This window comes from Streptomyces sp. NPDC020875 (assembly GCF_040641415.1).
GTDB lineage: Bacteria > Actinomycetota > Actinomycetes > Streptomycetales > Streptomycetaceae > Streptomyces.
Genome location: NZ_JBFADP010000054.1, coordinates 1 through 18,455 on the forward strand (window position 1 = coordinate 1; position 18,455 = coordinate 18,455).

The following is an 18,455-nucleotide window of genomic DNA, read 5'->3' on the forward strand; positions in this document are numbered from 1 at the left end:
CTCGACGCCCTTGGACTGTACGACCAGGTGTCCGGTCGAATCCGGAACGGCCAGCACCTCCACCCCACCCAGCACGAGCGGGTCACCGCCGCCCTCACCACCGGATCCCGCGAACCCATCCGGTCCAAGAACGGGCGCGAGCTGAAGGCGCAGTTCGCGCCGCGCCAGCTCGAACGCTGGCTCGGCCTCCCGCTGGCACGGCAGGAGGCGACCGTGTCCCGGATCCTCCTGCCCCGCGTCGTTCCGGGCGCCGACCCCTGCGCCGCCCCGACCGACCGCCGCGTCGGCCGGGGGGACTTCTTCACCGCCCACGCCGACGACCGCTACCCCGACGTCCTCGGACTCCTGGCCGGGGCACCCGACGCCCCGGCCCAGCGCGACACCGTCCTCGACCACCTCGACGAACTGCCCCACCACGAGGTCACCCTCAGCCACGACATCAAAGCCAGTGCCGAGACGCTCAACGCCACCTTCGGCTGACCGGCCCGGCACCGGCCGTTTCCGCCGCCTACACCCCGTACAAGAGGACACCCTCATGCATACGACCCTTGCCTCCGGCGGCTACACCATCACCCCGCCCCTGCCCTCCGAGCGCACCGCAGGAAGCCCGTTCCACCCCGACACCCCCGAGGCCCCGCCGTACGGCTGCGACCTCGTCCTCCGCCTCGACCAGCCGGACGGCCCGCGCGCCGAGTCGACAGCGTCCCGGCTGGAAGCCCGGCGCGGCGACACCTACGCGCTGGCCCACCAAGTCCAAGTCGCCGTCGACGCGTTCCCCGGCCACGTCTTCACCGGCCAGCTCGAATGCACGGGTGACACCCCGCAGGAGCTGTGGCGGATCCGGGTCCGCAACGGCCGGGCCGTCATCCAGCGCGCCGAGGTCCACTGGCCGCCCGACGACACCCCGGGCGACGAGCCGTTCTAGCTGTGCCCCGCCCGGCCGGTTCCGCCCGGTGCGTCAGGACCGGCACACCGGAACACTGATCCGGGTCGGCAGCGCCGATGTGGTCGGTGTGCCGGGGAAGCCGGGTCCTCGTCTGTCACCTTCCGTTCCTCTTCACGGTCGGCGGGCCGGGCAGCTCTTTGTCCGGCGCGTGGCGGGCCAGTCGGCGGGAGAGGCGTACCGTGGGTTCGCCCGCACGGCCGAGGAGGCGGGGGATACGCCTCAGTCCGGCCGGGCCGCCCCCAGTGCCGTCCCCCGCCTCCTCGCTCGCGTTCCGGTCAGAAGAGCACGCGGTACGTGTTCCAGCCCCCGGTGCCGATCTTGACCTTGGGCTTGAACGGGGCCCTGGCGCTGCCGGTGCCCGAGTAGCGGTACAGGGCACCGGACTTGTCGCGGGCGATGATGTCGTTCTTGCCGTCGAGGTCGAGGTCGGCGACGCCCGCCAGGTAGGTGAAGCTGTTCCAGCCGCCGCCGATCTTGATACGGGCGTCGAACGGCTTCTTGTAGTCACCACTGCCGGGGTGGAGCCACAGGACGCCGGACTTGTCGGCGGTGACGATGTCGGCGCGGCCGTCGCCGGTCAGGTCGCCGTAGCCGGAGATCTGGCTGTAGATGTTCCAGCCCGTGCCGATGAGGGTGCGCCCGGTCAGCTTGCCGTCGCTGTAACCGAGATAGAGCCAGAGGTTCCCGGAACCGTCGCGGGCGATCAGGTCGGCGCTCGCGGCGCCACCCAGACTGCCCGGCGAGATCACCTTGTTGTAGATGTTCCAGCCGCCCCCGACGTAGACATAGGGCGCCTCGCCGGAGATGTAGAACAGCTCGCCGTAGACGGACCAGAGCCACGCGTCGTCGGCGTTCGCGTCGCCGTCGTTGTTCACCTGGGCGGCGTTGCGGTAGTAGTCCCACTCCTGGTCCCAGAGGGCCCGCGGACCGTAGCCGCCACGGCCGTCGGGCCGGTACTCGTAGAGCGTGGCACCGGAGATCCCGTACAGGTACCGGTGTTCGACGGTCGGGGCATTCGCCGCGGAGGCGCTCCGCGCGGCCGGAGCCTGCGCGGCGGGACCCGACTCGGCGAGCCTGGAGGCCGTCTCACGGGCCTTCGACGCGTTCCGGGGTTCGTCGGCCGCGACGGCGTTCGTGCCCGTCGCGACGAGGGCGGCCGTGACGGCCGCTACGGTGAGCCGGGACAGCGCGTTGGTGTGGCCGAGAGCAGTTGTTGCCATGAAATGCCGCTCCGAAAGGGTCGGGAGTGAACGTTCCCCCCTGGAAGGTTCACTGCGGCTGTCATCCTTGCCATGCACATTGCGGCGGTCAACTCGAACTCGCCTCACCGCTGGGGCGGTTACCCGATTCGTATGATCTCGTGGTGAGGATCTGGACGGAGCACCCCGCCAAGGCCGAATTCGAAGCTGTCGTTCGGCGATACTTCGACCTGCTCCGAGCCGGAAGGATCCCCGAGGCCGAACAGCTCATCGATCACTACCCGGTCCGTCATGTGCTGAAATCGCTGTACGGCGAGTCCGTCGCGGCCGACGCCGACGGGGACGAGGCGGACGACAGCCCCGCCGCCGACGAGTGGGAGCGGGACCTGTCCTGGCTGGGCGAACTGAGTCCCGCGGACTTCCACTGGGGTCTCACCGACAGCAGTGTCTATGTCGAGATCACCTATCGCGCGCGGATCATCGAGGTGGCACTGGGCTTCAGGGTCAGGGCCACCGACGCCGGATGGGTCGTCGCGGGACCGGCCACGTACTGGTAGGGCGCCCGGAACTCCCACCGGTGACCTCAGGGAGCGGGGCCGATGGCGCCCCGGGCCCTTCGCCGCGGGCCGCCCCCTCACCGGCCGGGACGACCCCTGCTCACAGACGGGCGTCCAGGAACTCCCCGAGCGCGGCTCCGGTCATCGGACCGCTCCCGGCCGTAGTCGCCTCGCCCCGGTCGATCAGTACGAAGAAGGGCGCGCCGGTGACGCCGTACCGCCGCACCGGCCCGGGGCACCTCGCGATATCGGCCCGTACGACGATCAGCCTGCCCCGGTAGGCGTCGGCCACCTCCCGCACCAGGGGCTCCATCTCCTTGCACGCCGCCACGGCCTTGGGCCACACTCCGTAGAAGTACGCGAGCACCGGCACGTCCGCCCGCGCCAGGACGAACTCGAACTCGGCGTCCTCCCGGGGTTGATGGATCCTGCTCGCCATCCGCACTCCTCGACGCTCCACTCGGTACGGGACAGCGGGTGCCCCTTCTGGTACTTCGGACCGCGGCTACGCGCACCGCATGTCAGCGGCCCTTGCGCGCTCGGGCGGCCCTGCGGGCCTCCGCCATCGTGCGGGCCTCCGCGGCCTTGCGGGATTCCTTGGGCGGGCGGCCCGTGCGGGTGCCCAGGCCCCGGAACGCCGCGTTGCCGGTCTTCGCCTTGTCCCGCACCGGCGGGCGCTTCGCACCGGTGATACCGGTCAGCCGCTCCTCACCGGAGCGAACCTGGGTGACCGTGGGCCGGATGCCCGCGTCCGACATCATCCGGTTCACGTCCCGGCGCTGGCCGGGCGTGACCAGTGTGACCACGCGACCGGACTCCCCGGCCCGCGCGGTGCGCCCGCCGCGGTGGAGGTAGTCCTTGGGGTCGGCGGGCGGATCCACGTTGACCACGAGGTCCAGGTGCTCGATATGGATACCGCGGGCGGCGACGTTGGTCGCCACCAGTACCGTGATCGCTCCCTCTTTGAACCGGGCCAGGGTGTGCGTGCGCTGCGGCTGCGACTTACCACTGTGCAGGGCGGCCGCCTCGATGCCGCTGCTCCGCAGATGGCGGGTGAACTGGTCCACACCGTGCTTGGTGTCCAGGAACATCAGGACCCGGCCGTCCCGGGCGGCGATCTCGGTGGCGGTCGCGAGCTTGTCGGCGGGATGGACGTTGAGTACGTGGTGCTCCATCGTCGCGACCGAGCCCTCCGCCCGGTCGACCGTGGCGAGCACCGGCTCGGTCAGATAGTGCTCGACCAGGTGATCGACATTCCGGTCGAGCGTCGCGGAGAACAGCATCCGCTGCCCGCCGGTGGGCACCTGGTCCAGGGTCTCCGTGACCTGCGGCAGGAAACCCAGATCGCACATCTGGTCCGCCTCGTCCAGTACCGCGATCCGCACCCGGTCCAGGTGGCAGTCCCGCCGGGCGACGAGATCGGCCAGCCGCCCCGGCGTCGCCACCAGGACCTCGGCACCGGCCCGGAGCGCGGCCACCTGCCGGTTGATCGCCAGCCCGCCGACCGCGGTCGCCGACCGCAGCCCGAGCGCCTCCGCGTACGGCTTCAGCGCCTCGCTCACCTGCTGCGCGAGTTCCCTCGTCGGCACCAGGACCAGCGCGAGAGGGCGCTTCGGCTCGGCGCGCAGGCCCGTCGTACGCGCCAGGAGCGCCAGCCCGAAGGCGAGAGTCTTCCCCGAGCCGGTCCGCGCGCGGCCCAGGACATCCCGCCCGGCCAGCGCGCTCGGCAGGGTGGCCGCCTGAATCGGGAACGGGTCCTCCACCCCGAGCCGCGCCAGTACTCCCGTCAGCTCGGCCGGAAGATCCAGCTCGGCGAAGGACGCGGCGGGCGGAAGGCCGGGCGCCGACGTCCCCGGCACCGACAGCTCGCCCCGCGGCGCACTCTCCTGGTCGGACCTGCCGGGTCCGGAGCGTCGGGAGGCCGGCTGCTTCGCCTTCATGGAGTCCTTTCACGTTTCGGTGCCCCGCACGGACCGGGCCCGTACCTTGTCCGGCACGGGCCCAGGCAGTCTGCGGGTATCCCCCGATTTTACCAGCGCGGCCCTCGGGCCGACCGCCTCCCGGCCCGGCGCCGGACCCGCTCCCCGCGGCTGTCCCGGTAATCCGGTGACAGGGGTGTGCCGTCCTTCGGCAGACGGGACCGTACGAAGCGGGGGCCGACACCCTTCAGGGCGCGCTCACCCTGCGTGACCGCCAGGCCGACCCGTCGTAGTGATCACCGCCGAACAGCTCGGCTTCGCGGTGGGCAGCGGTCGTCACCGGGGCACCGTGACGCCGCTCGGCACCCCGGCCGGATCACTCCGGGCAGCGGCCGGTCAGCCGGACTCGGACCGGGCGAGGTCGGCGACGCTGTCCCGGTACAGGGTCCGTATCTCGTCCGGGGTGAGGACCTCGTCCGCGGGGGGATGACCGACCTGGATCGGCTCTCCGAAGTCGGAGAAGACGGCGCTCATCGGCCGTTCCCCGCCGATCTGCTCGATCTTGTGCACCGTCGGGTTCTCTCCCCGGTTGACGAATACCCGCATCATCACCCCGTCCTCCTTGGCGGCGAAACGGATCCGGCGGCCGTCCCCGGTGACGGTGCCGGTCAGGTCGACCTCCTCGATCTCGGTGTGATCGGCGGGTATCAGCTTCCGGATGTCGCAGTACTGGACGATCTGCCGCGTCATGGGCGCGGACGGGTCGGCCTTCAGCCAGCGCCCGGCGAACAGCCGGACATCGGCCTCCACCCGCTGCCGCGGCCGGTTCCCGCCGCCGGATCTGATCTGCGCCTCGTCGACCTGGATGTAGGCCGTGCCGTCGGCGGTCCGAATCACCCGGACCTCGCCGCCCCGCCCGGAGGTCACCTCGGCCCGGCACTCCTTGCCCCGGCCGATCTGCAAGGTGCCGTGTACGTCCAGGCCGTCGCGCCGCGCTTTCATGTCGATCGTGACCGACGAGGCGCTGTAGAGGGCTTCGAAGGCGGGCACGCCCGCCTTCGCCCACGAGTGCTGCTCACCCGGGCGGCCGTTCGCGGAGCACCCGGCGGTGCCGAGCGCCAGAAGGGCCAGGGCGATGAGGGAGGAGGAACGGGTGGCGCGACGCGGCAGGGCAGACACGGGGACGACTCCGGCGGACGGGGCGGTGGCAGGGCACGGGGCCGCATGGTCCACCGCTCGACGACACGGGCGGGACCTCGGCCGGAACGATCTTCGCACCAGGCGCCCGTCCTGACCAGCGGATTGTGCCACCGGCACGCTCGGCCGTCGCGGCGGGCCGGGTCAGGGGCGGCGGGCCCGGAAGAGGGTGTGGCCGCTGTCGCCCTCGGGGACGTACTCCTGTTGTTCGACCGTCAGTCCGGCCTGCTCCAGCCACTCGCGGTTGGTGGCGGCATCCGCGTGGCTCCACCACATCGGGGCGCCGCTGCCGAGCCAGTCCTCCTCGGTGCCGGTCCACTCGCCGTGTCCCGTGGTGGCCACGAAACAGCCTCCCGGGCGGAGCCACTCGGCGGCCCTCCGCAGCAGAGGCGGCTGCTCGGCCAGGGGGATGTGGATCAGGGCGTAGAGGGAGACGACGGCGTCGAAGGAAGCGGGGGCGAAGCGGACGGTCGTGGCATCGGCGTGAAGGAACTCCGCCCCGGGCACCCGCTCCCGGGCCCGGCGGATCTGTACGGCACTGATGTCGACGCCGACGACCCGGTAACCGGCGGCGGCCAAGGTCCGCGCGACGGGCACCCCGCTTCCGCAGCCCAGGTCCAGCACCGTCCCGCCGGCCGGGATCCGCCGGCGGAGGTCGCCGAGGAGCGACCGGTACTTGGTCTCGGCGCCGTACGCCTCGTCGTACCGCGCGGAGGCCGCGTCGTACCCTCGCCGGACCAGGTCCTTGGGATCTGAGATGTCCATGGCCGAGACGCTAGTCACCGGCGACGGCGGCGGCGAACGAGTATCGCGGGGGCAGCAACGGTTGAAGGACGGGCCCCGAGGCCGATGCTCCCGGCAACCGGCTGCACGGGGGCGGGCGGGTGCCCAGCCGTCCCCTACGGACGCGGTGAGCCGCGATGAACTCCGGGTCGTACGGGCCGTACCGTCGGACCCGGCACCGAGGAGGACTTCTGATGCGCAGTGTGACCTACGCGATGAGCGTTTCGCTCGACGGCTACATCACGGACCCGGGCGGTGGCTTCGACTGGACGGTCCCGGACGAGGAGGTTTTCCGTTTCTGGACCGAGGAGACCCGACAACTCGGCGTCCACCTGCTGGGAAGACGACTCTACGAGACGATGCTGTACTGGGAGACCGCCGACCAGAACCCCTCACTCGACTTCCCGACACTGGAGTGGGCCGCGCTCTGGAAGTCGCTCCCGAAAGTCGTGTTCTCCAGCACCCTGCGGTCGGTCCGGGGCCGTACCCGGCTGGCCTCCGGCAGCCTGACGGAGGAGATCGAGCGGCTGCGGGCCGAACCCGGGGAGGGCGATATCGCGATCGGCGGAGCGTCGCTCGCCGCCGCGGCGGCCGAGGCGGGACTGATCGACGAGTACCGGGCCGTGGTCTACCCGGTCCTCGTCGGCGGCGGTACGCCGTTCTTCCCCCGGGACGGGCGCCGGGTGGACCTGCGACTGGTCGAGAGCCGGACCTTCAGCTCGTCGCAGGCCGTCTATCTCCGCTATCGCGTGGTGCGCCCGCCCGGCGGAATCGACCGAACCTAGGCTCGTGGGGCGGATACGGCGGGGTTCGGCAGGGCGCCGATCAGGCGGTCGCTGAATGTTCCGGGGGGACGCTCGGAGCCCTGGGCGCGGTAGGCGCGTACGGCCGGGTCCGTGAAGGTGAGGACGAGGGTGGGGCAGGCTTCGTCCGGGGACTCGGCTTCCTCGGGGGAACAGGCGATCACATCGATGGGGTTCAGACCGGGGCACATGGCCTCCGCCGGGACGTTCACCTGGAGGAGCAGCCGTTTGCCGGGGGCGATGTGGTGCGATCCGGAGGCCGGTGGTCTCACCGGTCGCATGCCCGGTCCGTCCTCGACGACCGTCGCGCCCAGGCCGACGGCCGAGGCGCTGACACCGCTGCCGAAGGGGGAGACGACCTCCACGGTGCCCCGGCCGGCGAAGGCCGGGGCCGCGATCCGCAGCGGCCGTTCACCGGCGCGGACGGCCGCGAACACCGTCAGGGTGATGCCGTCGCCGTCCGGGGCGGCGGTGTCGTTCGTCGACCAGCTGAGCACGGTCAGGTCGGGGCCGCCTTTCCGTTCCCCGGTTCCCCGCGCCGGGGGGTAGAGGTCTGCCCGCGTACCGCACCGGGACAGCCTGGCCGTCGCTCCGCCCGTGAGCTTCCGGTCGGGGCGGGGGGCGACGGGCGTCAATTCTGGCCCGGCGGCGGAAGGGTCCGGGCGGTCCGGCCGGTCGGAGAGGGCGGGCAGGCCCACCAGGGTCAGGAGAGCCGTGGTGAAGACCGCGAGGATCAGCCACGACCGCGGGCTCAGGCCCCAGAGCTGACGCGACACCATCTCCCCCTCGGTCGGTATCCGCGGATTCTGCCAGAGGGGTCGGACAACGCCGTCGGCCGTCACCGGGTGGAGATCGCTTTCGCGCCAAGTCCGTGGACGGGGCAACCTCCGGTGGGGGTTCCTCCTCTTCCACCCCGGTACGCCACCGGGCGCACCGCCGTACCGGTCCGGAACGACCGGCGCACGTCCAGCGTGAGGGAGAAGCACGTGAGATTAAGAACCGGTATGACCGGCCTGGTGACCGTCGCGTGTGCGAGCGTGTTCCTGGCGCCGGTTCCGGCCGTCGCGGCCCAGGCCCCGCAGGGCGAGGCCACCGCTTCCCACTGTGTCGGCGATCTCGACACCGGCAAGACCACCTGCTACGACACCTTCCGCGAGAGCGTCGCCGCGGCGACCGGCGGCCGGGTCACCGACGCCACGCAGAAGACGGCGGCGAAGGACAAGAACTTCCCGGAGAAGCTCAACGCTTCCACGGGCACCGGCACCGCCCGCGCCGCGAACGCGTCGCATGTCATCGGGGTCTTCTACTGGGACGCCAACTACTCGGGTCCCACCTGGATCGCCAGGGCGGCCAACCCCTGCTACAACAACGGGCGCTGGGACTGGCGCTGGACCGGCCTCGGGGACTGGAACGACGCCATCAGCTCCATCCAGCTCGCGGGCAACTGCTACATCCGGGGGTGGGAGCACGGCGACTACAGCGGTGCGACCCAGTACTACACCTCCGACACGACCTATGTGGGCAACGCGATGAACGACCGCATCAGCGCCCTCGAATTCAACTAGCCGCGAGCCTTCGGGCTTGTGAGGACGTCCCCGCCGCCGCCCGTCAGGCGGCGGGGACCTCGCGGAGCGCGGCGCTGTGAGCCGCCCCGGCCCGGACCGGCGGGCCCCGGACCGCGGCCGGGGCCGTCAGACCGGGGCCGGGCCGGGCGGCTCACCGGCCGGGGCGCGTCCGGCGATCAGCGCGCTCACCTCGGCGGGGGTCGGGTGGATATGCAGTTCGCGCAGCGACACCGGGGGCAGTCCGGCTCTGCGCAGCGCACCCGAGAGCCGGACGGCGAGCAGGGAGTTGCCGCCGGTGGTGAAGAAGTCGTCATGGGGGCCGATATGGTCGCCGAGGATCTCCCGCCAGACCTTCAGGACCGGGTCGTCCGCCGGTTCTCCGGAGTCGGCGGCGGGCGTCGGCCCTGGGTCCGGGACGGCTTCCGGCGCCAGCCCGTCGGCATCGAACTTGCCGTTGACGGTGAGCGGCAGTTCGGACAGCGGGGTGAAGGTGGCGGGCACCATGTACTCCGGGAGACGGCGGGCCGCGCGCCGGCGGACGTCCGCCATGGACACGCTCCCGTCCCGGGGGACGACATACGCGTCCAGCCGTACCCCCGCCGGGTCGCCGGGGTCGCCGCCGAGGACGACCGCCGCCGCGGTGACGCCGTCGTCCTCCAGCAGGACCGAGCGGATCTCGCCGAGTTCGATCCGGAAGCCGCGCACCTTGACCTGGTCGTCGATCCTGCCGAGATGGTCCAGTCGGCCGTCCGGGCGCAGCCGGCCCAGATCGCCGCTGCGGTAGACCCGTTCCCCGGTGGCGGGGTCGATGACGAACCGGGCCGCCGTCAGCTCGTCCCGGCCGAGATAGCGGTCGGCCACGCCCGCGCCGCCGACCCAGATCTCGCCGGGGACGCCGAAGGGCTGGACCCGGCCCGCCGTGTCGCGTACGGAGACCGACCAGCCGGGCAGTGCCCGGCCGACGGTACGGGAGCCGGTGGCGAGATCGGGCGGGGTGACGGTGTGGGCGGTGACATGGACGGTGGTCTCCGTGATGCCGTACATATTGACCACCCGGCAGCGGGTGTGCGGATGGCCGCGGAACCAGTCCCGGAGGATCCGTACGTCCAGCGGTTCGCCGCCGAAGACGACCAGCCGCACCGCGACGGCGGCCGGAGCGCGCTGGTCGGCCTCCTTGAGGGCGGCGAAGGCGGACGGGGTCTGGCTGAGGACGGTGACGCGATACCGGACCAGCAGGTCGTGGAATTCCTCGGGGTTCCGGGAGACGTAGTACGGCACCACGACCAGATGCCCACCGGTGAGCAGGGCGCCCCAGATCTCCCAGACGGAGAAGTCGAAGGCGCTGGAGTGGAAGAGCGTCCAGGTGTCCTCGGGGGTGAGGCCGAAGTCGTCGGCGGTGGCAGAGAGCAGGGCGTGGACATTGCGGTGGGGTACCGCGACTCCTTTGGGCCGCCCGGTGGAGCCCGAGGTGTAGATGACGTAGGCGATGGCGTCGGCATCGGTGGCGGTGGCCGTGGTGGTGACCGGGCCGTCGTCGGTCCGCGACAGTTCGGCCGGGGACAGTACCGTCACCCCGGCCACGGCGGGGAAGTCCGGCGCGGACGACACCACGATCCGCAGACCGGCGTCGGTGACCGTGTGGATCAGCCGGTCCGCCGGATACCCGGCGTCCATCGGGACGTACGCGGCACCGGACTTGAGGATCCCCAGCAGGGTCACCACCAGATCGGTATCGCGGTCGAGACAGACACCGACCCGGTCACCCGGCCGTACGCCACGGGCCCGCAGCGCACCGGCCGCCGTGTCGGAGCGGGCGTCGAGCCCGGCGTAGTCGAGCGTGCCGCCCGGGCCGGAGAGCGCGGGGGCGTCCGGCTGGGCGGCCGCTACCGCGCGGAAGGTCTCGTGGAGGGGCACGGGGGGCGTACCGTCCCTGGCGGGTGTGCGCCCGGCGGCCCGGACAGCGGCGGCCTCTTCGGCGGTGACCAGCGCGATGTCGCCGAGTACGGTCGTGGCGGGGGCGTCGGCCAGCTCGCGTACGGCCCGGTCGAGGTGTCCGGCGAACTGGCGGGCGACGGCCGGGGCGACGGCGCCCTCGTCGTGGTGGAGCACACCGCCGACGGTGCCGTCCGGGTCGTACCGCCAGTCCAGGGTCGCCGGAAAGCCGGGGGCGACGGCGGGCCGGTAGCTCTCGCCCGGCCGCTCCTCGGTCAGCAGGACCCGGACCGGGGTCGACTCCGATAGCGGCTCGCCGCCCGATGCCATCCGGTCGGCCGCCGCGCCGAGCAGTTCGGCGACCGTGGCCCCGTCCCGTACGGGCAGAGTGACGGCGGACTCCACTTCCCCGGCCCCCGGCCGTTCGGCGAGCAGCCCGAACGCGGCCTGTCGCGAGGCGCCGTAGCGGGCGAGGACCAGGGCGGTGGCCGCCACCAGCAGTGCGGGCGCGGTATCGGCCGCGACTTTCGCGGCGGCCAGTTTCACGGTACGGATCAGGCCCGCCCGGTCCGGATCGCCGAGCCCCCACGGCAGCGGGTCCGCCCCGTCGGTGATCCGGGCAGGGGTACGGATCCGGGACACGGCACCGGTCGCCGGGGCTGGCGCCTTCGGCGGTGTGACGGGCGATCCGGGCCCGGCCAGCGCCGAGGCCAGCCTGTTCAGGGCCCGCCGGTCCGCCGCCACCCGGCGGTCCGCCACCAGCACCAGATCCGCCTCGCCGTCGGCATAGCCCAGGACGACGGCCCGCGCGACGACCGGATCGCCGTCGACCGGACGGCCCGCCTCCCGCTCGCGGCGGATCCGGGCCACCGGGTCGCCCGCGCCCATGTCGAGCCGCTCGGCGAACAGCCGTACGCCCCGGAAAGCGGTGTGACGATCCATCAGGGAGTCGAGGGCCGTACGTACCGAGGCCGCGCCGGTCCCGGTGGGCAGCCGCCGGACCAGACTGTGGCAGACCTGGGCGAGCGGCCGGCCGCTCGGTGAATCGTCCGGGAGACCGGCCGGGGGCATCCCGCCGGCCGCTGCGCTGGGGACGGACACACTCACTCCTTTGGCTGGGACCGGGGAGAAGTCCTGCGGGGTCAGCGGGCGGTGAAACCGGCGTCGACGGTGACCACCGTTCCGGTGACCATCCGGGAGTCGTCCCCGGCCAGCCAGACCGCCGCGCCCGCGACATCGGCCGGGTCGACCAGGGAGTCGGTCGCCACCGACTCCAGATAGACCGCCTCCTGCTCCTCGTAGCTGATGCCGAGCGCGTCGGCGACGACCGCCGTCATCTGGCCGTCCACGGCGGGGTCGTCCCGGACCGGCCCCGGACAGAGGGCGTTGACCCGGATGTTCGCGGGCGCGTAGTCCAGCGCCGCGGCCTTGCTCAGACCGACCAGTCCGTGTTTGGAGGCGACATAGCCGGCGAAGTGGCGATAGCCCACGAGACCGGCGGTCGAGGCGACATTGACGATGCTGCCCGCCCGCTGGGCCAGCATCACCGGGGCGACCGCGGTGATCAGCCGCCAGGGCCCGGAGAGGTTGACCTCCAGCATCACCCGCCACTCGTCCTCGGTGACCTCGTGGGCGGGCCGCCCGGAGGGCGCCCCCACTCCCGCGTTGTTGATCAGCGCGTCGATCCGGCCGAACCGGTCCACCGCGGCCGTGATCGCCGAGGCGACCGCTTCGGCCGAACGGACATCGGCCGGGGCTACCAGTACGGCCGCCCCGTACTCGCGGCAGAGCCGCGCGGTCCGCTCCAACTGGTCCGCGGAACCCAGAGGGTAGGGGATCTCCGGCAGATCGCCGGAGATGTCGACCAGGACGAGATCCGCGCCCTCCTCGGCCGCCCGGACGGCGCACGCCCGGCCGATGCCCCGGGCCGCCCCGGTGATCACCACGGTCTTCTCACGCAGCGCCATGGACGGCCTCCTCCGGACGGCCGGGGCCCCCGGCGACGGTCGTGGAGATCAGTTCCAGCAGCGGCCCGGGGTCGTCCGCCGGGTACATATGGCCCCCGTCGACCCCGACCAGGTCGAAACCGCCGGTCGTCACCTCCCGCCAGCGGTCCACGTCGGCCCGGGACACGAACGCGTCGCCGGTGGCGTACACGGCGGTCACCGGCACGTCGAGCGGACCTCCGTCGCCCGGCCGGTAGCCCTCGTCCATCGCGAAGTCCGCCCGCAGCGTCGGCAGCAGCAGCTCCCGGATCTCCGGTACGTCGAAGGCGGGGTAACTCCGTCCGGTGGTCTTCTCGACATGGGCGAGGAAGGCGTCGTCGGAGAGCGCCGACACATCACTGGCCGGTCCGGCGGACGGCGGGCGCGCGGCGCTGACGAACAGCCGGACCACCTCGACACCGGAGACCGCGGTGATCCGGCGGGTGAGTTCATAGGCGAGCACCGCACCGAGGAAGCAGTGCCCGAAGAGGGCGACGGGACCGTCCCCCGCCGCGTCCAGCGCCGCCGGAAGCAGTCCGTCCGCCGCCCGGTGCACATCCCGGTACGGCTCCTCGTCCAGCAGGCGCTCCCGGCCGGGGAGTGCGAGCGGTGCCGCCACGACGCCGCGGAGACCCGTCTTGTTCCACGGGTGGAAGAAGTTCGCGCCGCCCCCGGCGAACGGAAGACAGAGCAAGGGGACCCCGTCCCGCTCCGAAGTCGTCGGCTTGGTCACTGCATCGCCTCCAGGCGGGGCTCCCGTACGGTTTCTGACGGCCGTCGGGGGCGGATGGATGGTGGATGTCGAACCGTGCGCGACGCCGTACCGCCGTACCGCCGTAATGCCGGAGTTCGGGCGGCGGGGCGCCGGGGAGCTCTCCGGGGAATTCGGCACCGGAATTCCCTTACCGCGCGATTCCCCGCCCATTCCCGCGCCCGATGGGCCGAATCGACTACGGCACGCATTTCGAGCGGGCCCGGACACGGGTCCGGCTCCGCCATCGTGGCACAGAACACCGGGGGGATACAGATCCGGTCCGGTGACCGGGAGAACGGCTTTCCCGCCGTCCTTGCGACGCCGCCGGACGGCACTTAGCGTGGCGTCAGCATTCCGGGCCGCCGTGGATGCCGGGTGTCCCGTCGACAGGACGAAGCCGACCCCGGGAACCAGCGCCCGCACCGGCGATTTCCGATTTCCCCGGCAGGACCCCCGTGACGATCGAGGACGGTGGCAGTGGTGAGTACGAACCCTTTCGATGACGAGGACGGCCGTTTCCACGTCGTGGTGAACGACGAGGACCAGCACTCCCTGTGGCCGCTGTTCGCCGAGGTGCCCGCGGGCTGGCGGGTGGTCTTCGGCGAGGCGTCCCGGGCCGAGTGCCTGGAGTACGTCGAGCGGAACTGGACCGACCTGCGCCCCCGGAGCCTGCGGGAGGCCATGGCGGCGGACTGACCGCCCCCTCCGGCCCGGCCGGGCGGTCCGTCGACGTCCGGACGAACACCTCGACGGGGAGAGAAGGCTGTGGAGGACACCCTGTGAGAACCGTGAGCGGACCCGGAACGATGCCGTCGGCCACCGGCGGCGACCCCGCGCAGCGCGATGTCGTGCTGTCGTTCGTCGGCAAGCAGACACAGGTACGGAAGACGGGGATGATCTTCCCGGAGACGCTGTCGGAACGGTCCTGGGAGCGGATCGGATCCAGTCTGCGCGAGCTGTCGAACTCCTCCGCCTGGTGGCTCGGCGACTGGCTGGTCTTCGGCGAGGCCGCCTACGGCTGGCGGCGCTACCGGGAGGCGATCGAGCGTACCGGGCTCGACTACCAGACCCTGCGCAACTACGCCTGGGTGGCCCGGCGGTTCGAGCACGACCGCCGCCGGGACACCCTCAGCTTCGCCCATCACGCCGAGGTGACCCGGCTGTCGCCGCCGGAGCAGGACTACTGGCTGCGCCGGGCCGAACAGCGCAAGTGGTCGCGGAACGAGCTGCGCCGGGCGGTCAGGGCCGGTCTCGCGGAGCAGTCGGGACCAGCCGGGACCCTGCCGGCTCCCGGCGACCGGCAGCCGGGCACCACCCCACCACCCGCCGGAGCCACGGCCGCAGCCGGAGCCGGAGCAGCGGCCACGGCCACGGTCGCAGCCGGAGCCGGAGCCGGAGCCGGTGAGCGGCCCCCGGCGGGTACGACGCTCACCATCGAACTCTCCGCCGGACAACTCGACCACTACGCCGAGGCCGCCGCCGCCCACGGCCTGCCCGTCGGCCAGTGGGTGACCCGGGTCCTGGACGCCGCCGGGCGGCGCCCCGTCTGAGCACCCGGCCCCGGCCGCGTACCGACGATCGCCACGTCCGGTGCACCCCCACGGCACCGGCCGCGGACCGCCACGACCCCGGTGCCCGGCCGGACGCGCGCTACCCATCGGAGCCGATTGATGATTCTTCAGGGACAGCGGGTCGCCCTGCCCCCGGCGCCCCTCGTACACCGGCGGTTCGAGACGCACGCCGCCGCCGCCCCCGGCGCCGTCGCCGTCGTCCACGGCGAACAACGGGTGACCTACGGCGAGCTGAACGCACGGGCCAACCGGTTCGCGCACTTCCTCGGCGCCCGGGGCCACGGCCGGGGCACCCTCGTCGGAATCTGCCTCGACTACTCGGTCGACATGGTCGTCGCCCTGCTCGGCACGTTGAAGGCGGGCGCGGCCTACGTCCCGTTCGACCCGGCCTATCCGGCGGCACGGCTGCGGCTGCTGCTCGGCCAGGTCCCCGGTCTCGCCCTGATCGTGGCCTCCCCGGAGACGGCCGCCCTGGTCGAATCGGCCGATGCCGAGGTGATCCTCCTCGACCGGGGGGCCGGGCGGACGGCGGACTTCCCGGCGACCGATCCCGCCGTCGCGATCTCCGGCGACGACATCTGCTACGCGGTCTTCACCTCGGGTTCGACCGGGGTCCCGAAGGTGACGGCCGTACGCCACGAGGGCTGGTTCAATCTGCTGAACTGGCTCCGGACCGACTACCGGATGCACCGGGGATCGAGCCATCTGGTCGTCAGCGCCTTCGGCTTCGACCTCTCCCAGCGCGCCCTGATGGCGCCCCTGTTCTGCGGCGCCACCCAGCATCTGATGACCAGCCGGAACTTCGACCCGGCACTCGCCCACCGGCTGCTGGGCCGGTACGGCATCCGGGTGGTGCACTGCGCTTCCAGCACCCTGTATCTGCTGGTCGAATGGGAGACCGCGCGCGGCGGTGACGCCCTCGCGCGGCTGGATCACATCCTGTTCGGCGGGGAGCCGCTGCGCGGTGAGCGGATCATGGACTGGGCCCGGCGGGACGGCACCGCCTGCACCCTGCTGCACCAGTACGGCGTCGCCGAGTGCACCGACGTCGCGACCTCGTACGACCTGTCGGGCTACCGGCCGGACGAAGACGACATCCCCCCGGTCGGCACCCCGGCCCACAACACCGGCGTCCTGATCGCCGACGAACGGCTGCGGGGCGTCGGGCCGGGGGAGTACGGCGAGATCTGCATCTTCGGCACCGGCGTCGGCGCGGGCTACCTCAACGGCGGCCCCGAATCCGGGCGCTTCACCACGGCCCCGGTCGACGGCGTACCGCGCGGCCTGTACCGCACGGGTGACCGGGGCCGGGTGACCGAGACGGGCCAACTCGTCGTCGCCGGGCGGCTGGACGCCCAGGTGAAGATCTGCGGCACCCGGATCGACCCGGCCGATGTCGAGCGCGCCCTGGGCCGGATCGCCGGAGTCCGGGAGGCCGCCGTGGTGGCCGTCCGCACCGGCTCGGGCGAAGTCCGGCTGATCGCCTTCGTCGTCCCGGCGGGCGACGGCCGTACCGGGGACGAACTGCGTGCCCGGCTTCTGGAGACCCTGCCCCGGAACATGGTTCCGGCCAGTTTTCTGAGCATTCCCCGGCTGCCCCTGAGCCCGCATGGAAAAGCCGATCGCGCGGCCCTCGCCGACGCCTGGCGCGACCGGTACGCCGACGACGGACCGGGACGGTAGCCACCGGCTCCCGCCGACCACCGAGAGGAAGACGATGCTTGCCGAAGCGGTACGCCGTATCTGGTGCCGGGAACTGGAACGCGACGACATCTCCGCAGACGACGACTTCTTCGCCCTCGGCGGCCAGTCCGTGATCATGGCCAGGATTCAGATGGCCTATATCGAGGAGCTGGGTGTCGAAGTGCCGGTGGATCAGATGTTCCGCAATCCCACGGTGCGATCGATCGTCGCGTTTATCGAGCGGGCGGCGAAGGCCGGTAACACCGAGGGCGCCGAAGACGAAGCCCCGGGCGCGGTCACCCCCCGGTGATATCCATCGCTCCGGCCGACCGGATAAATACCGACCTCACCGGCAGAGAGGCGCCATGTACGACATCATTGTCATAGGTGCCCGGTGCGCGGGTTCACCGGCGGCCATGCTCTTCGCCCGGCGGGGATATCGCACCCTGCTGCTGGAGAAGGCGCGATTCCCGAAGGACACACTCTCCTCCCACTACATCCATCAGCCCGGCGTGGCCCTGCTCGGCCGCTGGGGACTGCTCGACCGGCTGCGGGCCGCGGGCTGCCCGCCGATCGACCGGGAGAGCTACCGGGGCCCCGGGGTCCGGCTGGACGGCTTCTCCCTGCCGGTCGACGGCTATCGGACCACCTACGCGCCGAGGCGGTTCGTCCTGGATCCGATCCTGGCGGGCGGAGCCGTGGCGGCGGGCGCGGAGTTCCGGGAGTCCTGCGCCGTCACCGGTCTGATCCACGACGGCGACCGGGTCGCCGGGGTGCGGTACACCACACCGGGCGGCACCGAGACGACGGAACGGGCGCGGCTGGTCGTCGGCGCGGACGGGATGCGGTCCCTGGTGGCCCGTACCACCGGGGCGCGGAACGTCGTGGAACACCCGCGGATGTCCTGTGTCTACTACAGCTACTGGGCCGGGGTGCCCTCCGGCTTCGAGATCCACGAACGGCCGGGCCGGTGGATCGTCGCCGTGCCCACCAACGACGGCCTCACCCTGGTCATGGCGTACTTCCCGCAGGCCGAGTTCGCCCGGGTCCGGACGGCGGTGGAGGCCCACTGGCTCGAAGCCGTCCGGACGACCGCCCCCGAACTCTTCGCCCGGATGGCGGCGGGCGAGCGGGCCGAGCAGTTCTACGGCACCGGGCACCAGGAGAACTACTTCCGCCGGGCGTACGGCCCCGGGTGGGTCCTGCTCGGCGACGCGGTCCACCACAAGGACTCCATCACCGCCCGGGGGATCACCGACGCCTTCCTCCAGGCCCAGTCGCTGACCGACCACGTCGGGGACCGGCTCCACGACGGCCCGGCGCTGGAGGAGGCCCTGAAGGGCTACCAGGACGACCTCGATGACACCTTCTCCGACATCTACCAGGGCGCGCTCAACGTGGCGGAGCTGAAGCCCGAGGGGCGGACCGCGATGCTCCGGCATCTCACCGGCCACCAGGAGCTGACCGACCGGTACTTCTCGACGGTGTCCGGCGCCTGCTCCATCGACGACTTCTACAACGCCGAACTCCTGGCGGTCCTCGACCGGAACTGAGCCGCCGG

18 protein-coding genes and 1 pseudogene are annotated in these 18,455 nt (G+C 72.2%); 10 read left to right on the top strand and 9 right to left on the bottom strand.

Features of this window, described 5'->3' with window-relative positions; translation table 11 throughout:
* Together AB0G74_RS26955 and AB0G74_RS26960 are read left to right on the top strand one after the other, a co-directional pair.
* Nucleotides 1-480 (top strand): annotated as a pseudogene (locus AB0G74_RS26955) (hypothetical protein); the annotation flags it as partial.
* Nucleotides 481-535: 55 nt separating this feature from the next.
* Nucleotides 536-925: a DUF6205 family protein gene (locus AB0G74_RS26960; RefSeq protein WP_361151061.1), complete on the top strand. Its 390-nt coding sequence runs from the start codon at nucleotides 536-538 to the stop codon at nucleotides 923-925.
* Between the two features lie 296 nt (nucleotides 926-1,221).
* Here the strand turns inward: AB0G74_RS26960 and AB0G74_RS26965 are convergent, their stop codons facing one another.
* Complete coding sequence (locus AB0G74_RS26965) at nucleotides 1,222-2,166, bottom strand: VCBS repeat-containing protein (protein WP_361151063.1); 945 nt, start codon at nucleotides 2,164-2,166, stop codon at nucleotides 1,222-1,224.
* A gap of 143 nt (nucleotides 2,167-2,309) precedes the next feature.
* Between AB0G74_RS26965 and AB0G74_RS26970 the strand changes: the two genes are divergently transcribed.
* Nucleotides 2,310-2,702, top strand: a complete 393-nt coding sequence (locus tag AB0G74_RS26970) for a hypothetical protein (protein WP_361151066.1) — start codon at nucleotides 2,310-2,312, stop codon at nucleotides 2,700-2,702.
* Between the two features lie 100 nt (nucleotides 2,703-2,802).
* Here the strand turns inward: AB0G74_RS26970 and AB0G74_RS26975 are convergent, their stop codons facing one another.
* The 4 genes from AB0G74_RS26975 to AB0G74_RS26990 all read right to left on the bottom strand — a co-directional run bounded on the left by AB0G74_RS26975 (nucleotide 2,803) and on the right by AB0G74_RS26990 (nucleotide 6,583).
* Complete coding sequence (locus tag AB0G74_RS26975) at nucleotides 2,803-3,141, bottom strand: thioredoxin domain-containing protein (RefSeq protein WP_361151068.1); 339 nt, start codon at nucleotides 3,139-3,141, stop codon at nucleotides 2,803-2,805.
* 82 nt (nucleotides 3,142-3,223) lie between these two features.
* Nucleotides 3,224-4,642 (bottom strand): DEAD/DEAH box helicase, encoded by a 1,419-nt coding sequence (locus AB0G74_RS26980; RefSeq protein ID WP_361151070.1) that lies wholly within the window; start codon nucleotides 4,640-4,642, stop codon nucleotides 3,224-3,226.
* A 375-nt stretch (nucleotides 4,643-5,017) separates the two neighbouring features.
* Nucleotides 5,018-5,800, bottom strand: a complete 783-nt coding sequence (locus AB0G74_RS26985; RefSeq protein WP_361151072.1) for a hypothetical protein — start codon at nucleotides 5,798-5,800, stop codon at nucleotides 5,018-5,020.
* A 162-nt stretch (nucleotides 5,801-5,962) separates the two neighbouring features.
* On the bottom strand, nucleotides 5,963-6,583 hold the full coding sequence (locus AB0G74_RS26990; protein ID WP_361151075.1) for a class I SAM-dependent methyltransferase: 621 nt from the start codon (nucleotides 6,581-6,583) through the stop codon (nucleotides 5,963-5,965).
* A gap of 212 nt (nucleotides 6,584-6,795) precedes the next feature.
* Between AB0G74_RS26990 and AB0G74_RS26995 the strand changes: the two genes are divergently transcribed.
* Entirely contained in the window at nucleotides 6,796-7,386 is a 591-nt protein-coding gene (locus tag AB0G74_RS26995; RefSeq protein ID WP_361151077.1) for a dihydrofolate reductase family protein, read from the top strand.
* Here the strand turns inward: AB0G74_RS26995 and AB0G74_RS27000 are convergent.
* Nucleotides 7,383-8,183, bottom strand: a complete 801-nt coding sequence (locus tag AB0G74_RS27000; RefSeq protein WP_361151080.1) for a hypothetical protein — start codon at nucleotides 8,181-8,183, stop codon at nucleotides 7,383-7,385. The genes AB0G74_RS26995 and AB0G74_RS27000 overlap by 4 nt on opposite strands.
* A gap of 207 nt (nucleotides 8,184-8,390) precedes the next feature.
* On the opposite strand from AB0G74_RS27000, the gene AB0G74_RS27005 reads away from it, so the two are divergent.
* Nucleotides 8,391-8,969, top strand: coding sequence for a hypothetical protein (locus AB0G74_RS27005; protein WP_361151083.1), 579 nt, complete (start codon nucleotides 8,391-8,393; stop codon nucleotides 8,967-8,969).
* A 126-nt stretch (nucleotides 8,970-9,095) separates the two neighbouring features.
* On the opposite strand, the gene AB0G74_RS27010 is transcribed toward AB0G74_RS27005, so the two are convergent.
* Genes AB0G74_RS27010 through AB0G74_RS27020 form a run of 3 tightly spaced genes read right to left on the bottom strand, consistent with a single transcriptional unit; the run spans nucleotide 9,096 to nucleotide 13,619 of the window.
* Nucleotides 9,096-12,002, bottom strand: coding sequence for a non-ribosomal peptide synthetase (locus AB0G74_RS27010; protein ID WP_361151086.1), 2,907 nt, complete (start codon nucleotides 12,000-12,002; stop codon nucleotides 9,096-9,098).
* Nucleotides 12,003-12,043: 41 nt separating this feature from the next.
* Nucleotides 12,044-12,868 carry an SDR family oxidoreductase gene (locus AB0G74_RS27015; protein ID WP_361151089.1) on the bottom strand — a complete coding sequence of 275 codons (825 nt, stop codon included), beginning with the start codon at nucleotides 12,866-12,868 and terminating at the stop codon, nucleotides 12,044-12,046.
* Nucleotides 12,855-13,619 (bottom strand): thioesterase domain-containing protein, encoded by a 765-nt coding sequence (locus AB0G74_RS27020; protein ID WP_361151092.1) that lies wholly within the window; start codon nucleotides 13,617-13,619, stop codon nucleotides 12,855-12,857. Before AB0G74_RS27020 ends, AB0G74_RS27015 begins: the two co-directional genes overlap by 14 nt.
* 501 nt (nucleotides 13,620-14,120) lie before the next feature.
* On the opposite strand from AB0G74_RS27020, the gene AB0G74_RS27025 reads away from it, so the two are divergent.
* From AB0G74_RS27025 to AB0G74_RS27045, 5 genes are all read left to right on the top strand, one after another.
* Complete coding sequence (locus tag AB0G74_RS27025) at nucleotides 14,121-14,336, top strand: MbtH family protein (RefSeq protein WP_358822980.1); 216 nt, start codon at nucleotides 14,121-14,123, stop codon at nucleotides 14,334-14,336.
* A gap of 92 nt (nucleotides 14,337-14,428) precedes the next feature.
* On the top strand, nucleotides 14,429-15,190 hold the full coding sequence (locus AB0G74_RS27030; protein ID WP_361151096.1) for an LmbU family transcriptional regulator: 762 nt from the start codon (nucleotides 14,429-14,431) through the stop codon (nucleotides 15,188-15,190).
* 120 nt (nucleotides 15,191-15,310) lie between these two features.
* Complete coding sequence (locus AB0G74_RS27035) at nucleotides 15,311-16,894, top strand: amino acid adenylation domain-containing protein (protein WP_361151099.1); 1,584 nt, start codon at nucleotides 15,311-15,313, stop codon at nucleotides 16,892-16,894.
* Between the two features lie 34 nt (nucleotides 16,895-16,928).
* A complete protein-coding gene (locus tag AB0G74_RS27040) occupies nucleotides 16,929-17,204 on the top strand; it encodes an acyl carrier protein (RefSeq protein WP_361151102.1) in 276 nt (91 codons plus the stop codon).
* 55 nt (nucleotides 17,205-17,259) lie between these two features.
* A complete protein-coding gene (locus AB0G74_RS27045; protein WP_361151105.1) occupies nucleotides 17,260-18,447 on the top strand; it encodes an NAD(P)/FAD-dependent oxidoreductase in 1,188 nt (395 codons plus the stop codon).
* Nucleotides 18,448-18,455: the final 8 nt, after the last annotated feature.

What these genes read in the sequence shown, in the direction of transcription:
- AB0G74_RS26960 (WP_361151061.1), top strand. Translation starts at nt 536, where the DNA reads ATGCATACGACCCTTGCCTCCGGCGGCTACACCATCACCCCGCCCCTG.
- AB0G74_RS26965 (WP_361151063.1), bottom strand. Translation starts at nt 2,166, where the DNA reads ATGGCAACAACTGCTCTCGGCCACACCAACGCGCTGTCCCGGCTCACC.
- AB0G74_RS26975 (WP_361151068.1), bottom strand. Translation starts at nt 3,141, where the DNA reads ATGGCGAGCAGGATCCATCAACCCCGGGAGGACGCCGAGTTCGAGTTC.
- AB0G74_RS26980 (WP_361151070.1), bottom strand. Translation starts at nt 4,642, where the DNA reads ATGAAGGCGAAGCAGCCGGCCTCCCGACGCTCCGGACCCGGCAGGTCC.
- AB0G74_RS26990 (WP_361151075.1), bottom strand. Translation starts at nt 6,583, where the DNA reads ATGGACATCTCAGATCCCAAGGACCTGGTCCGGCGAGGGTACGACGCG.
- AB0G74_RS26995 (WP_361151077.1), top strand. Translation starts at nt 6,796, where the DNA reads ATGCGCAGTGTGACCTACGCGATGAGCGTTTCGCTCGACGGCTACATC.
- AB0G74_RS27000 (WP_361151080.1), bottom strand. Translation starts at nt 8,183, where the DNA reads ATGGTGTCGCGTCAGCTCTGGGGCCTGAGCCCGCGGTCGTGGCTGATC.
- AB0G74_RS27015 (WP_361151089.1), bottom strand. Translation starts at nt 12,868, where the DNA reads ATGGCGCTGCGTGAGAAGACCGTGGTGATCACCGGGGCGGCCCGGGGC.
- AB0G74_RS27035 (WP_361151099.1), top strand. Translation starts at nt 15,311, where the DNA reads ATGATTCTTCAGGGACAGCGGGTCGCCCTGCCCCCGGCGCCCCTCGTA.
- AB0G74_RS27040 (WP_361151102.1), top strand. Translation starts at nt 16,929, where the DNA reads ATGCTTGCCGAAGCGGTACGCCGTATCTGGTGCCGGGAACTGGAACGC.
- AB0G74_RS27045 (WP_361151105.1), top strand. Translation starts at nt 17,260, where the DNA reads ATGTACGACATCATTGTCATAGGTGCCCGGTGCGCGGGTTCACCGGCG.